This window comes from Staphylococcus sp. ACRSN, assembly GCF_022346615.1.
Taxonomy (GTDB): Bacteria; Bacillota; Bacilli; order Staphylococcales; family Staphylococcaceae; genus Staphylococcus.
Genome location: NZ_JAKRNS010000005.1, coordinates 106,033 through 121,270 on the forward strand (window position 1 = coordinate 106,033; position 15,238 = coordinate 121,270).

Genomic DNA, 15,238 nt, shown 5'->3' on the forward strand with positions numbered 1-15,238 from the left:
CCATTTCATATAATTATTCGGTAGTTGCTTTGTTTCTTTTAAATAATTTAGCTATGAAGTACATTGATAGTACAATGCCATTACTAACTAATAAGTGATCCATATAAAAGTCTGTAATGCCACGCATAGGTCCAAGCATGAAATCTAATAATGTTTCAGTCATATTTCCCAGCTCCTTTAAAATTGATAGACTGTATTTTAGTATGTTAACTTGCTAAAAGTTTTCTTACTAATCTAGCTAAATATTTTCAAGACTTTTAGGTTCTAGCATTCGTCTACAGGGCGAAGTAATACTTTAATACCGTCGCCACCTTTAATATGCTGGTAGCCTTCGTCCCATTGAGTAATATCCAGTTCGGTCGTTACAAGTGTTTCCGCATTAACTGCACCAGAGCTTAACAATTGTAATGAAGGTTCCCAATCCGCTGGTTTTTGGCTTCTGCTACCGACAACACGTATTTCCTTTTGTATAATTTTATCTAAATCAAAAGGTATTTCAGGATCTTTAAATATACCGATTTGAACATAAGATCCTTTTTTACGTAAAATATCTAAACCTTGTCTTGCTGCTGGAACTGCACCAGAACATTCTAAAACGATGTTTGCACCGTATCCATCTGTGATGTCATTAACGTATTGCTTTAAATCATTATGTTGTATGTTAACGACATGATCAAGATTAAGTTCTTGTGCTTTTTCTAACCGCTCTTTGTCATTATCTAAACCAGTGATAACAACGGTTGCACCCTTACTTTTAACTACTTGTGCTACTAAGAGGCCAATAGGTCCTGGGCCCATAATTACAGCGATATCTCCTTGTGATACCTCGATTTTTGAAACGGCATGATACGCACATGCTAATGGTTCAGTCATTGCTGCAGAACGGTAACTTACATTATTAGGTAATATATGAACGCTTTCTGCTCTTGCCACAAGATATTGTGTAAATCCACCATTTTGCTGCGTTCCTAAACCCTTTCTGTGGTTGCATAAATTGTAATCTTTAGTCTGACAGTATTCACATTCTCCACAAATATAAAATGTTGTTTCTGATGTAACACGATCACCAACTTTTAAATTTTCAACATTTTCACCAACTTCAATGATTTCGCCGGCAAATTCATGCCCTAATGTAACTGGGAAATTCACTTTATAGTGACCTTCATAAGTGTGTACATCTGTACCACAGATACCTGCATAATGCACTTTTATCTTTACTTCATCTGCTTTGGGGGAAGGGTTAGGTTGGTCTAATAGCTCTAAGTTACCAAATCCAGGTTTAGTTTTAACGAGTGCTTTCATAGTTCAATCAACTCCAAGTTTGTTTAATTAAAAATGCTAAAGAATTTGAATATTATATAGTTTAAAATGTTGCCACCTTGGTCTAAACTAGAAATCTGTGAAGAACCTGAAGGCATTTTTACATTTGTGCCATCTGCCATACTTGTAAAAATTGGAGCAATATCAGTTGCGATATAAAGGGAAATAGCAATCATGATTGCACCTACAATGACAGAGTGGATGATATTACCTTTTGCTGCTCCGACGATAAACGCTACAATAAATGGAATCGTTGCTAAGTCACCAAATGGTAAGACTTTATTTCCTGGTAAAATCACTGCCAGTAATACAGTAACTGGGACTAGAATTAATGCCGTAGCAATAACTGCTGGATGACCTAGTGCAACTGCTGCATCTAGACCAATGTGTATCTCACGATCACCAAAGCGTTTGTTTAACCAATTTCTTGCAGATTCTGATACTGGCATCAATCCTTCCATAAGAATCTTAACCATTCTAGGCATTAAGACCATAACTGCTGCCATAGACATACCTAAATTAATCACTTTACCTGCATCATAACCAGCTAAGAGGCCAATAAGTAGTCCAAGTACTAAACCTACGAAAATAGATTCTCCAAATGCGCCGAATCTTTTTTGAATTGTTTCAGGATCAGCATGTAACTTATTTAAGCCAGGAATTTTTTGAATACCTTTGACTAAAAATATACCTGGAACATAGGAAATTGTACTACCAGTAGCAATTGAAACACCTGGCAAGTCATAAAATTCACTCATCATTGGTGCTGTCCAGTCTGCTACTTTTAAACAGACAATTTGGAATATCGCAGCTGCAACAAGCGCTTGCCAAATACTATCTGATACGGCATAAACCATGGCACCACAGAATGTATAATGCCAAAAATTCCAAATGTCTACGTTCATTGTCTTAGTGGTTTTAGTAACTAACATTACGATGTTAATAATAATACCGAGTGGAATAATAAATGCTGCGATTACTGAAGCCCATGCGATAGATGATGTTGCTGGCCAACCGACATCTATAACATGAAGACTTACCCCTAAGTTCTTGACCATAGCTTGTGCTGCAGGCCCTAAATTCTTAACCAGTAAATCAATGACTAAGAATATACCTACAAATGCTACACCGATTGTCAGACCAGATCGAAATGCGGCTCCAATTTTTTGTCTGAAAAATAAACCAAGTAAAAATATGACAATTGGCAAGATTACTGTTGCGCCTAAATCGAGAAATGCTTTAATAAAATCCACAAATCCACTCATCTTTACACCATCCTCTTTGGTTTGAAATGACGTGAAGATAAAATGTAAAGTGGCTAATGTAATCTTACCTTCACGGAATATTTAAATTGTAATAGTCAAACTAGCTTTGTAATGCATCTAAAATTTCTTTTTTAGTATCTTCAACACCAATACCAGTTAGGAAATTACGTGCATTAATTACTGGGAAATCGTATTCTTTTTGCGTCATAGCTGTTGTTACGAGCAAATCTGCCGTATCTACATACGCGCCGACTTCAGAGATTTTAATTTGCTTTAAATCTACTTTTATATTGTGTTCCTTTGCCATTTCTTCGATTGCGTTATTGACTACTGTTGATGTTGCGATACCTGCTCCACATGCTACTAATACTTGTTTCATAATAAATTCCTCCTAATTTGCGTACTTTTACGCTATTTATAAATTTTTAATATTAACTATGCTTCTTCATTTAATTCAGATTTAATTAATGTGACAATTTCTTGTTTGTGCTTTGCATTGACAAGTGTGGTCAGTGTTTGTTCATTTTGAAAAATGCCCATTAACTTTTGTAACAGTGATAATTGTGCTGCTTCTTTATCCATGGCTAGCATGAAAATCAACTTTACATCTGTTGTTTCTTCAAGTTCTCCCATAATGACAAAGGGTACGGTATTTTTAAGAACTGCAATACCAATTGATTTATCATTAACATGTTGTATATCTGTATGTGGTATAGCTACAGCATAAGGTGCGGTAGGTAAACCAGTTGCAAAAGTGCGTTCTCTTTCTATTACTGCATCTGTATAAGATGACTTAACGTCACCGTTGTTATACATTAAATTAGATAACTTTTTTAATGCTTCTTCGCTTTGATTTGCTTCTAAATCAATAATGATATTAGCTGCATCAATCTTTATATCATGCATTATTGTCATCACCTCTCTATCAATCTATATTTGAAAAACTGTGAATAATGTCAGACACTGTTTTTTTAGTGTTTGCTTCTAAGATGTGTTGAATACCTTCTTTATTTTGTGCTAAATCGCGTAATTGCAATAATGGGCGTAAATGTTTGAATTTATCTGTTGCTGCAATAACAACAAAAACACTGACTTTATATTCGGTACTTAAAGTGATAGGTTCCTCTAATATCAACATACTCATTGAAGTTCGATGCACATTATTTTTATTTTCTGCATGAGGTATAGCAATGTTTTGATTAATTACCATATAAGTATCATCAAAACTGTATATCATTTGATCAATATAACTTTGATCGATATAACCTTGCTCAACTAATGGAAATGCAGTTATTCTAATTGCTTCATTAACATTATCTACTTGTTGAATAAATTGGATATGCTTGTATGTTATTAAATCCTCTAGGTTTAAAAGATTATTGATTGCAACAGATGAGGCATTGATGGAAGCATACGTGTTCATTTCATTAAATTGAGCTTTCATATCATGGACAAGCGCAGCTTCATCATGAATCTCGGTGTGTTCACGTATAGTAGCTAATAGTCTTTCAATTTGCACATCTGTTTCAAAAGAATTGTTTAATTGACCTAGTACATGTTGCCGCAACTCTTGCTTTTCTCGCGTTGTTAAAATTGCTTTAGTAATATGCAATTTCTTATCAGTGGTGATATGCATAGGAGAAAAAACAATGTCAAAATCTAAAGCATAATGATTAAATTCTCGTAGTGATAACGCGTCTAAAAATATAAATTCAGGAAACACATTTCGTAACTCTTGTAACATGAGCTGAGAGATAGAAGTGCCTTGTGTGCAGACGACGACAGCTTTAACCTTACTGTCTATATCTTCATCTTGGTTCCTTAACGTGCCACCAATTAATATGGTCAAATATGCAATTTCATTATCTGGAATAGGATGTTGTAAAAATTTTTCCATGGGTTTGGATGAGATTTTTACAAGATGGAAAAGTTCTTTATAATCCTCTTTCAGATTATTCTGTAAACTTTCGATATCTGAAAGTTCATATTTTATTCTGTAAAATGCTGGCTTCATATGCAGCATTAACCGATTAATCAGAGACACTTTATCTTCAAAAGTAATACATGTTAGTTTCTCAAAATGTTCTACCATTTCTTCCAAAGCACTTTTCAAATCAGGTAAGTATGCAGCATCACTTACATCTGACCACTGAACACTTGTAGATAATAATTGTAAAGTGATAAAAAGTTTTTCTTGTCTAGGTATAGCTTGTTGCTCTGAAATGAGTAATTCAGTAGCTTGATACTCTTCAGTATCTGACAAGGCTTCATATTCGATAGAAAATGGAGATACAACTTTCTGATGTTGAATTCGTTTTATAATTAGAAAGAGTTTGTATCGCAAAGTTTCCGTACTCTGATCGATAAATTTACTTTCTAGATATTGTTCAATTTTACTGATTTGTCTATCAATAATTTCTAATTCAGCTTCAGTTATATTTAAACATTTTAAAATCATACCTTTTGAAATATTTAAAAGAAAAACTTTGTCTATGAGTGCAGTTAATAAATTTCTTAGCTTAAATTCACTACCTTTTAAATAGTATCCATCTTGTCTCGTATATTTCAGTTCAATATTATAGGAAGACAATAGTGATTTAGTCCGCTTTAAGTCATTTAATACGGTGTTTTTACTAACTTGTAAATCGATAGCAAAATGATTTAAAGATATTAGGTCATCTTCTCGAAATAAGATTAATAAAATGAGATAAGCCCTTTGTTCTGATGTGTAAAAACAATCTTCATTAGAAGAATTAATAGTTGTTGGCACATTAATCCAATGTTTCACTGTTTCATCCACGATAAAAAAACCTTGGCTAGTACGTTCAATCTCTGGGAAATCTTGTTCAATTAACCAATCGTTTATTTTTTGTATGCGATAACCAAGTTGTCGACGAGAAATTTTAAATTTTTTCTCTAACTCTTTGCCTTTAACATTCGGATTATTAACCATCTCAGTTATAAGGCTTAAATTTTCGGATTGTATCTTCAACACCTCCTACTTTGGGATTGGTTTAAATTTAGCATAGGTCATCCAAGAGTTGTACAAGTGTTAGGCACAAAAACTTATTGCGATTGTGTACATTGTTGTGATGATATAGTGAGAAGATTGATATGTAGGTGTTTGAGAGATGGATAGTATTATTATAAGATTTTGATGGAAAATTTTATAAATAGAATTTATAGCTAAAATTAATAAATATAACCATGAAATAGCACTATGTAATTGCATGCAATTACAATGTTTAATAATATGAATGTAAATTTAAAGTAAATAAATCATATTTTCTATTACAAATATTTTCTATTAATCAAAATTTAGATTGCGCAACTCATAATTAAATGATATCGTATTCACAAAGGGTAATTATTCTTTTCAAAATATGTAATTAGGGAGGATATTTGATAAGTGAGAAAGTCTAAAAGATATGATTTTTTACCAAACATCAATAATAAGTATTCAATACGTAAGTTTACAGTGGGGACAGCATCAATATTAGTTGGTGCAACTTTAATCTTTGGTACAGCACATAATGAAGTGAAAGCAGCTGAAGATAATAAGACAGAAGAAGGTACTACGAGTACTACGGAAGATGAAGGTGTATCTTCAACTGATGCAACAGACACAGGGGTAGAAACTAACGAGCAAGAAACTTCAGAGGAAGCGGCAAGTACTGAAGACAGTACAAAAGAAGAAGTAACTTCAGAGGAAGTACCAAAAGCTGAAGATAGCACAAAAGAAGAAGTAACTTCAGAAGAAGCACCAAAAGCTGAAGATAGCACAAAAGAAGAAGTAACTTCAGAAGAAGCACCAAAAGCTGAAGATAGCACAAAAGAAGAAATAACTTCAGAAGAAGCACCAAAAGCTGAAGACAGCACAAAAGAAGAAGTAACTTCAGAAGAAGCACCAAAAGCTGAAGACAACACAAAAGAAGAAGTAACTTCAGAAGAAGCACCAAAAGCTGAAGACAACACAAAAGAAGAAGTAACTTCAGAAGAAGCACCAAAAACTGAAGATAGCACAAAAGAAGAAGTAACTTCAGAAGAAGCACCAAAAACTGAAGATAGCACAAAAGAAGAAGTAACTTCAGAAGAAGCACCAAAAGCTGAAGACAGCACAAAAGAAGAAATAACTTCAGAAGAAGCACCAAAAGCTGAAGACAGCACAAAAGAAGAAATAACTTCAGAAGAAGCACCAAAAGTGACTACAAATAATGCTGATATCACAAAAGTGACAGATGAAAAATCAGCTGTTGAATATTATGCTCAAACTGCTAGGGTAACTCAAGATGAGGCAAAACAAGCAGTGAATGACTTGAATTTGGATTCAAAAAATTTAACTTCTCAAGAATTACAATTTGCTCTAATTAATCAATTAGCCAATGTGCAAGATGCCAACACAACATTAGCTACGGCAGCAAGAGTTGTTCCAGAAAATGAGGAAGCAATTACATTAGCGGAAAATGATAAACTAACAACATTAGCAGCAACAAATAACTCACAAATTATAGAAGCAGATGCAATTGCTAACGGTTATATTAACTCAGCAACTGATGCAACTAATGCTAAAAATACTTTATCAGGTCGTGCTTGGATTATTGATAAAGGTACTCCATCTACAATGTCAAACGGATTAACTGCTGTGCCAGAAGGAACGAATGTATACTTACAATGGATTGATAAAGATGGCGCAGTATCGCCAACTTATGTAGCTAAAACGACTAACCAATTAAGTAATTTAGATGGTTCTCAAGTAGGACCAGGCGCATATGCATTTGATTTAAGAGATGGATGGACAGATGCTTATGGCACACATCACTTATATACTGCTAATGATGGACAATATTACCGTTTATGGATTGAAGATTTCAAAACAGCAAATGGTAATACTGCAACTATGATTCGCCAAGCTGGTGGCTTCTTCCCTGGTTCTTATGTTAACTCTGTAACAAGTTCTAACCTAGGTCAATTTCCATTAATTGGTACGAATATGCAACGTACAGGTATTTATATGGGAATCGAACCTGAAGGTGGATACATGACTACTGACCGTTCAGAGTGGATACATGATACAGAAAGTCCTCTTAAATCACCATCAGTATCATTAAGTGCGAAAAACAGTATCTCAGGTCAAGTTTGGTTTGAAACAGGTGCTGGTGACAGAGCTAACTCTGGTACAGGACCAAATAATAATATCGATGACCCAGAAGCTGCAGGATATACAGTTGTAATGTCTTCGTTAACTAAAGAAGGCGCTCAAGCTTATAAAGATCAAGTTGAAAGTTTACCTGAATCTGAAAGAGCAGATGCTGCAAAAATTTTATTAACAGATCATCCTGAATACATTTCTGCTACAGTTTATGGTGAAACAGATGAAGATGGTAGATACACTTTACGATTCCCATCAGGTACACTAGACGATGATTATATTTATGGGTATGTAATGAATCCTGAAGGAGAAGTAGTCAGCTCTTATTCATCATACACAAACCCTGAATTTAGAAAACCAAATAGCAATTTATCATGGACACCACAAACAGCTCCTGCTCAAAACTTAGTTCAAAATCCAATGTGGTATAACGTGAATTTTGCATTAGTTCCTACAACTGATTTGGGTATTGAGATTTTAGATTTTAATAATACTGATAAGCCTGCAATTGCTGGTGATGAAGTGCACATCGATTTAACAGGTACAAAATTATCTCCATTACCAACACATATTGAGTGGAGAGATAAAGATGGTAATGTGGTACAAAAAACTGGTGACATTACATCATTAGAAGATGGTGAACAACAAGCTACATTTGTAGTACCTGACACTGCACAAGAAGGTGATATCTATACTGCTGTTATTGTTTCAGGTGGTAACGATGTTGCGGCAGATTCTTTCGTAGTAAAAGTATTAGAAACACGTAATTACGATCCAACAACAACAGGCGTAAACAAACCATATGGTGAAGCAACGACAACAGATGATGTAACAGGTGCAGTCACAGTTCCTGGATACTCAACAGATGGACAACAACCAACAATCACAGTGGATGATCCAACACAATTACCGGATGGAACAACACCAGGAACATCACAAGTAGATGTAACGGTAACATATCCAGATGGTTCAACAGACCATATTCAAGTACCAGTAACAGTAGGTGAACAAGCAGATAATGATGCTTATGAACCAACATCACCAGGTGTAGAAAAACCATACGGTGAGGCAACAACATCAGAAGATGTGACAGGGTCAGTGACAGTACCGGGCTACCCAACAGATGGTGACCAACCAACTGTAACAGTAGATAATCCAACACAAATACCAGATGGAACAACATCAGGCACAACAGAAGTAGATGTAACAGTGACATATCCAGATGGAACTACAGATCATATCAAAGTGCCGGTAACAGTGGGTGAACAAGCAGATAATGATGCTTATGAACCAACATCACCAGGTGTAGAAAAACCATACGGTGAGGCAACAACATCAGAAGATGTGACAGGATCAGTAACAGTTCCTGGATACCCAGCGGATGAAGAACAACCAACAATCACAGTGGATGATCCAACACAATTACCAAATGGCATAACACCAGGCACAACAGAAGTAGATGTAACAGTGACATATCCAGATGGAACTACAGATCATATCAAAGTATCAGTAACAGTGGGAGCTGATACAACAGCACCAGATGCGCCAACAGTGAACGTACCAGAAGCAGGAGCAGATACAGTAACTGGAACAGGAAATGAACCAGGAAATACAATCACAGTAACATTCCCAGATGGAACAACAGGAACAGGTACAGTAGGTGAAGATGGAAGCTGGAGCGTCGAAGTACCAGAAGGTACAGAATTAAATAATGGTGATGAAGTCACAGCAGTTGAAACAGACGAAGCAGGTAATGTATCAGACGAAGGAACAGCAACAGTTGTAGATACAACAGCACCAGATGCGCCAACAGTGAACGTACCAGAATCAGGAGCAGATACAGTAACTGGAACAGGAAGTGAACCAGGAAATACAATCACAGTAACATTCCCAGATGGAACAACAGGAACAGGTACAGTAGGTGAAGATGGAAGTTGGAGCGTCGAAGTACCAGAAGGTACAGAATTAAATAATGGTGACGAACTAACAGCAGTTGAAACAGATAAAGCAGGAAATGTATCAGACGAAGGAACAGCAGTAGTCGTTGATGATAGTGACGCAGATGCAGACAGCGACTCAGACGCGGACTCTGATTCAGATGCAGACAGTGACTCAGACGCGGACTCTGATTCAGATGCAGACAGCGACTCAGACGCGGACTCTGATTCCGATGCAGACAGTGATTCCGATGCAGACAGTGATTCCGATGCAGACAGTGATTCAGACGCGGACTCTGATTCCGATGCAGACAGTGATTCCGATGCAGACAGTGATTCCGATGCAGACAGTGATTCAGACGCGGACTCTGATTCAGATGCGGACAGTGACTCAGACGCAGACAGTGACTCAGACGCAGACAGTGATTCAGATGCGGACAGTGATTCAGACGCAGATAGTGACTCAGATGCGGACTCTGATTCCGACGCAGACAGTGACGCAAGCAACGGATCAAATGCAAATACAGGTAGCGATGTAGATGCAAATAATGGTTCAAATACAGACATGAATTCTAATAATAACTCAAATGGCGATACTACTTCTAATGACAATAGTCAAAATAATAATCATAAAGATAATGGAAAACAAGATAGCCAATCTTTACCTGATACAGGTGAAACGACTAACCAAAACGGTACTATTTTTGGTTCATTATTTGCAGCACTTGGTTCATTATTATTGTTCAGAAGACGTAATAAAAAGAATGAAGACAAATAATAATTATTATTAATATTAGGCTGGGCCTTAAGGTCCGGCTTATTTTTTGAAATAAGCAAATAAATTTGTGTTATATTATATACATAATAAATTGTTTGAAATTTAAAATATTAATTCATTAATGAGTTATACATTTAATTGTGGGAGGTTAATAAATGAATATTGAAAGTAGGGTAAAAAAACTTGTAAGTAACATTGAGAAGTCCCGAATTTCATTTCAATATGCTTTTTTAAGTTTAGGAAAGCCAAACATTAAAGCGAATGTAAAGTTGCTTAAAAATCCAAGATATTTAGAGCGAGATATCTTAAAGCAATGTCAAAAATTTTATAAAAAATCTGGGGAGCAAGCAAAATGGATCAAAGTAGATTTAGTAACTGAAACTGAAAATATATTATTTGATCAGGTTGTTCATCATCTCATTGAGCGACGTAGAAATTATATTGACTATGGTATTGCACTCGATAAATTTTGGAATTTGGCATTTTTACCAGAAGAAATAAATGTAAATGCATTTGTTCGACCATCGAAACAAACTAAAGGTGAGTTTATTCTGTCTGAAGATAATATCAACAATTATTTAAGAAAATATACAAATCAAAAGAAATCATTCACAATAGATTTTTATCAAGGTAAAGAGATAACAAAATTTTATACTCAAGGATTTATTTTAGATGAAAATGATGTTTTTGAACTGGGTGATAGAGGACTAACTAGAGACCTAAGAAAAGTTGATAATCTACATACAGAAATTGATAGATTGATTAATCACAGTGTAGATTTTTTAAATGGCATGATGCAAGAAAATGGTAAGTTTATCTATGGTTACTTCCCTCATTTTGATAAAAATATAAATTTCTATAATAACTTACGTCACTCTTCATCTACTTATGCATTAATTGAAGGTTTAAATTATTTAAATAAAAATGTTAAAACAGCGGAAAAGGCAATAGAGTATTTAATGAATCATTATTTATATAAGAAAGATAATGCAGGTTATATTTTTGATGATACAAATGATATGAATGAGATAAAATTAGGCCAAAATGCAGCCTTTATCTTTGCTATATGTGAATACCTAAAAGTTAACCCGGGAAATAAATCATATCTAAGTGCTGCACAAAGTGTCGCAAAAGGTATATTTAATATGATTGATCAAAATACTGGTGAAACTGTGCACGTATTAAACTATCCTGATTTAACAGTTAAAGAAGCAAACCGAATTGTATACTATGACGGAGAAGCAGCATTGGCATTATTACGTTTGTATCAAATTGACCAAAATCCACAATGGTTAAAAACAGTAAAATTATTATTTGAACACTTTATCACAAATGATTACTGGAAATATCATGACCATTGGTTAGGATATTGTACAAATGAATTAGTTCAAATTGAACCTGAAGAAAAGTATTATCGTTTTGGTATTCAAAACGTTAGTGGTTATTTAGATTATATGCAACAGCGTGAGACAACATACCCTACATTCTTAGAAATGCTTATGGCAACATACCATTTAGTTAAAAAGGCAAAAGATACTGGGTATAATCATATTGTAGAAGAATTACTAGATGAAGAAAAATTTATGAAAACAATTCATATTCGAGCTGATTATGAAAGAACTGGTTTCTTCTATCCAGAAATTGCCATGTACTTCAAAAATCCTGCTAGAATATTAAACAGTTTCTTTATCAAACACCATGGATATCGTGTACGTATTGATGATATAGAGCACTATGTATCTGGTTATGTACAATATCAAAAGGCATTTAAACCGTCTAATTAAAATTAAATAATAAGTCGATTTTGAGGATGATAGTATGACTGAAAATAATAAACATACAGATGAACTAAAACAATCAAATAATGAAAAAAGTGCGATAGACAAAGAAATTGAAGATTAACTATTTCTAAATGAAAGATTTGAATATGGTTAATAATATTGGGAAATCATTTTAGTAACCTTATAGAATAGTCCTCTAAAATAATATTATTGATTAAATGAATGTCCTCAGTATTGAGATTAGACTATACAATTATATAGGAATAAATATAAAAAGCACACATAATTTATCATGTGTGCTTTTTAATGATGAGTAATTAAAGATTTATTATTTTAAAAAAGGGTAGGTGAAATAGAAAGTTATAAAAATGAATAATATTTTGTAAGCGTTTTCTTTAGAGGTGTGAATTATTAAAGGGGGAATGACAAGTGGAAGATAAGGTAATGATTGTAACAGGCGGTAGTAGTGGAATGGGAAAGGCAATGGCGAAAAAATTTGCTGAAGAAGGTTCAAAAGTAGTGATTACAGGACGTTCCTTAGAACGACTTGAGCATACAAAGGCAGAAATAGAAAAATTTGATGGTCAAATACTATGTATTGATATGGATGTTAGAGATCCTGAGCGTGTGCAATATACAGTAGATGAAACATTGAGACAGTTTGGACAAATAGATGGATTAGTAAATAATGCAGCAGGAAATTTTATTTGTCCAGCAGAAGATTTATCTAAAAATGCTTGGAACTCTGTAGTGGATATTGTATTAAATGGGACATGGTATTGTACACAAGCGGTGGGTAAGGTATGGATAGAAAGTAATTATCCTGGAAAAATATTAAATATGGTTGCTACATATGCTTGGGGTGCTGGGCCAGGAGTTGTTCATTCAGCTAGCGCAAAAGCGGGTGTGTTAGCAATGACAAGAACGTTGGCTGTTGAATGGGGGTCAAAATATGGTATTTGTGTAAATGCAATTGCACCGGGCCCTATTGAAAATACAGGTGGTTCAGAAAGACTGACAATTTCAGAAGAAGCGAGACAACAAACATTAGAGAGCGTACCGATTGGTAGAATGGGACAAGTTGAAGAAATAGCCAATTTAGCAAACTTTTTATTTTCAGAACATGCTAATTATATTAATGGTGAATGTATAACAATGGATGGAGGTCAATGGTTAAATAAAAATCCATTTTAAATCAAATAGTAAATGACGAATCTATATAATATTTGATTTTGATAAATAGTAATATTGAAGTATTTAAACTGGGCCATTATGGTCCAGTTTTTTATTAAAATTGTAATCAATATCATTAAATGTATATAATTTATGTATGTAGGGAAGACAATAATAACAGCGAATAAGTGTGAGGGGTGTTTATAATGGAAGTTAGATTTCCAATAGGAGCATTAGAATTACCAGATAAAATTACATTACGCCATATAGATGAATGGTTAAATGAAATAGAACAATATATAGAAGATTTACGAGCAACTGTAATAGATTTAGATGAAGATGCTTTACAGAAAAAGTATCGTGAAGGAAGTTGGAATGTAAGAGAACTAGTACATCATATAGCTGATTCACAATTAAATATGTATCAAAGATTAAAGCTGGCATTAACAGATGATAATCCTAAAATAGTACCATTTAATCAAGATGAATGGATACAAACTAAAGATAATGAATTGCCGGTTCAAATATCTTTGCAGTTATTAGAAGGTCTAAATCAAAGGATTGTAGCAGTTGGCAAGACATTAGATGAAGAACAACTAAATAGAACATTTTCGTTAATAGGTGAGGGAAATATATCTGTTGGTGAAACAATAGCAAAATTATCATGGCATGAATCTCATCATTTAGCTCATATTAAAATTGCTTTATCATAGAAAGAAACTTGAATACCGTCTTCTACTGAAGGTGGTATTTTTTTTGAAGTTATATTTATTAAAAATAGAAGGATATATAAATATAACTTTCTACATTCCAATATAAGATTTTTTAAAAGGTAAAAGAAGGCATTTTTGTTTACATATTACACTAACATTACAGAGTATTTTACTAGAAATTGATCCTTTAGTACTGGCATGAAAGACTTTTTAACCATAATAAGTAAATACAGATTGAAATTTTATGTAATTAGGATGTAAAAAATCGATTGTTTTTTTCACCTCACTGTAACCTACAGTCCTTTTATAGATGTTAGAGTTGTAACTAGCAAATTAATCAAATAACTAATTACCTTATAGGAGGATTTTATTAAAATGAAAAAAACAGTAATCGCATCAACATTAGCAGTAGGTCTTGGAGTAACAGGTGTAGCAGCAGGAAATTCAGCGGACGCTGCAGAACAAGGTCAAGGTGTCAATAAAGCAGAACTAGCACAATTAGCGCAATCAAACTCACAACAATTAAATGAATCTCCAGTTCAAGAAGGTTCATATAACTATAATTTCAATCAAGATGGTGTGAACTATAACTTTAAATCAGACGGTGAAAACTTTACATGGAGTTACGGTGAAGGTTCAGGAAATAGTTCAAGTGCATCAGAACAAACAGAACAAGCACAACCAACTCAAACAGAACAACCACAACAAGAAGCAGCTCCACAAACGGAACAAACTCAACAACCACAACAAGAAGCAGCAACTCAACAACAATCATCACAACAACAAGAAGCAACAACTCAACAACAATCATCAAATACTTCAAGCAGTGAAGAATCATCAGGTTCTTCTGTAAATGTTAACTCTCATTTACAACAAATTGCTCAACGTGAATCAGGTGGCGACTTGAAAGCTGTTAACCCTTCATCAGGTGCAGCAGGTAAATATCAATTCTTACAAAGTACATGGGATTCAGTAGCACCTGCACAATATCAAGGTGTATCTCCTACGGAAGCTCCTGAATCAGTACAAGATGCAGCAGCAGTTAAACTTTATAACTCAGCTGGTGCTTCACAATGGGTAACTGCATAATCAAAAATATAAATTTATTAAATGATATCGATT

The 15,238-nt window shown here is 34.2% G+C and carries 11 protein-coding genes; 5 read left to right on the top strand and 6 right to left on the bottom strand.

Features of this window, described 5'->3' with window-relative positions:
• Positions 1–13 precede the first annotated feature (13 nt).
• From MHZ36_RS06450 to MHZ36_RS06475, 6 genes are all read right to left on the bottom strand, one after another.
• Positions 14–163, bottom strand: coding sequence for a hypothetical protein (locus tag MHZ36_RS06450; protein WP_239230411.1), 150 nt, complete (start codon positions 161–163; stop codon positions 14–16).
• Positions 164–264: 101 nt separating this feature from the next.
• Entirely contained in the window at positions 265–1,302 is a 1,038-nt protein-coding gene (locus MHZ36_RS06455; RefSeq protein WP_239230413.1) for a zinc-binding dehydrogenase, read from the bottom strand.
• Between the two features lie 23 nt (positions 1,303–1,325).
• On the bottom strand, positions 1,326–2,585 hold the full coding sequence (locus MHZ36_RS06460; protein WP_239230415.1) for a galactitol-specific PTS transporter subunit IIC: 1,260 nt from the start codon (positions 2,583–2,585) through the stop codon (positions 1,326–1,328).
• Positions 2,586–2,685: 100 nt separating this feature from the next.
• Positions 2,686–2,964, bottom strand: coding sequence for a PTS sugar transporter subunit IIB (locus MHZ36_RS06465; protein ID WP_239230417.1), 279 nt, complete (start codon positions 2,962–2,964; stop codon positions 2,686–2,688).
• A gap of 56 nt (positions 2,965–3,020) precedes the next feature.
• The gene (locus tag MHZ36_RS06470) at positions 3,021–3,491 is read right to left on the bottom strand and encodes a PTS sugar transporter subunit IIA (RefSeq protein ID WP_239230419.1); all 471 of its coding nucleotides are present in this window, start codon (positions 3,489–3,491) and stop codon (positions 3,021–3,023) included.
• Positions 3,492–3,510: 19 nt separating this feature from the next.
• Positions 3,511–5,580, bottom strand: a complete 2,070-nt coding sequence (locus MHZ36_RS06475; protein ID WP_481867126.1) for a BglG family transcription antiterminator — start codon at positions 5,578–5,580, stop codon at positions 3,511–3,513.
• A gap of 414 nt (positions 5,581–5,994) precedes the next feature.
• Here MHZ36_RS06475 and MHZ36_RS06480 point away from each other — a divergent pair, with 414 nt between their 5' ends.
• The 5 genes from MHZ36_RS06480 (at position 5,995) to MHZ36_RS06500 (ending at position 15,205) form a co-directional block, all read left to right on the top strand.
• Complete coding sequence (locus MHZ36_RS06480; RefSeq protein ID WP_239230423.1) at positions 5,995–10,449, top strand: Ig-like domain-containing protein; 4,455 nt, start codon at positions 5,995–5,997, stop codon at positions 10,447–10,449.
• Positions 10,450–10,604: 155 nt separating this feature from the next.
• Entirely contained in the window at positions 10,605–12,233 is a 1,629-nt protein-coding gene (locus MHZ36_RS06485) for a poly(glycerol-phosphate) alpha-glucosyltransferase (RefSeq protein ID WP_239230425.1), read from the top strand.
• Positions 12,234–12,659: 426 nt separating this feature from the next.
• Positions 12,660–13,424 (top strand): 2,4-dienoyl-CoA reductase, encoded by a 765-nt coding sequence (gene fadH, locus MHZ36_RS06490; RefSeq protein ID WP_239230427.1) that lies wholly within the window; start codon positions 12,660–12,662, stop codon positions 13,422–13,424.
• A 185-nt stretch (positions 13,425–13,609) separates the two neighbouring features.
• Entirely contained in the window at positions 13,610–14,116 is a 507-nt protein-coding gene (locus tag MHZ36_RS06495) for a YfiT family bacillithiol transferase (RefSeq protein WP_239230429.1), read from the top strand.
• Between the two features lie 375 nt (positions 14,117–14,491).
• On the top strand, positions 14,492–15,205 hold the full coding sequence (locus MHZ36_RS06500) for a transglycosylase family protein (RefSeq protein WP_239230431.1): 714 nt from the start codon (positions 14,492–14,494) through the stop codon (positions 15,203–15,205).
• Positions 15,206–15,238: the final 33 nt, after the last annotated feature.

Coding starts and splice junctions, on each gene's coding strand:
- MHZ36_RS06450 (WP_239230411.1), bottom strand. CDS start 163: ATGACTGAAACATTATTAGATTTCATGCTTGGACCTATGCGTGGCATT.
- MHZ36_RS06455 (WP_239230413.1), bottom strand. CDS start 1,302: ATGAAAGCACTCGTTAAAACTAAACCTGGATTTGGTAACTTAGAGCTA.
- MHZ36_RS06460 (WP_239230415.1), bottom strand. CDS start 2,585: ATGAGTGGATTTGTGGATTTTATTAAAGCATTTCTCGATTTAGGCGCA.
- MHZ36_RS06500 (WP_239230431.1), top strand. CDS start 14,492: ATGAAAAAAACAGTAATCGCATCAACATTAGCAGTAGGTCTTGGAGTA.
- MHZ36_RS06470 (WP_239230419.1), bottom strand. CDS start 3,491: ATGCATGATATAAAGATTGATGCAGCTAATATCATTATTGATTTAGAA.
- MHZ36_RS06465 (WP_239230417.1), bottom strand. CDS start 2,964: ATGAAACAAGTATTAGTAGCATGTGGAGCAGGTATCGCAACATCAACA.
- MHZ36_RS06485 (WP_239230425.1), top strand. CDS start 10,605: ATGAATATTGAAAGTAGGGTAAAAAAACTTGTAAGTAACATTGAGAAG.
- MHZ36_RS06495 (WP_239230429.1), top strand. CDS start 13,610: ATGGAAGTTAGATTTCCAATAGGAGCATTAGAATTACCAGATAAAATT.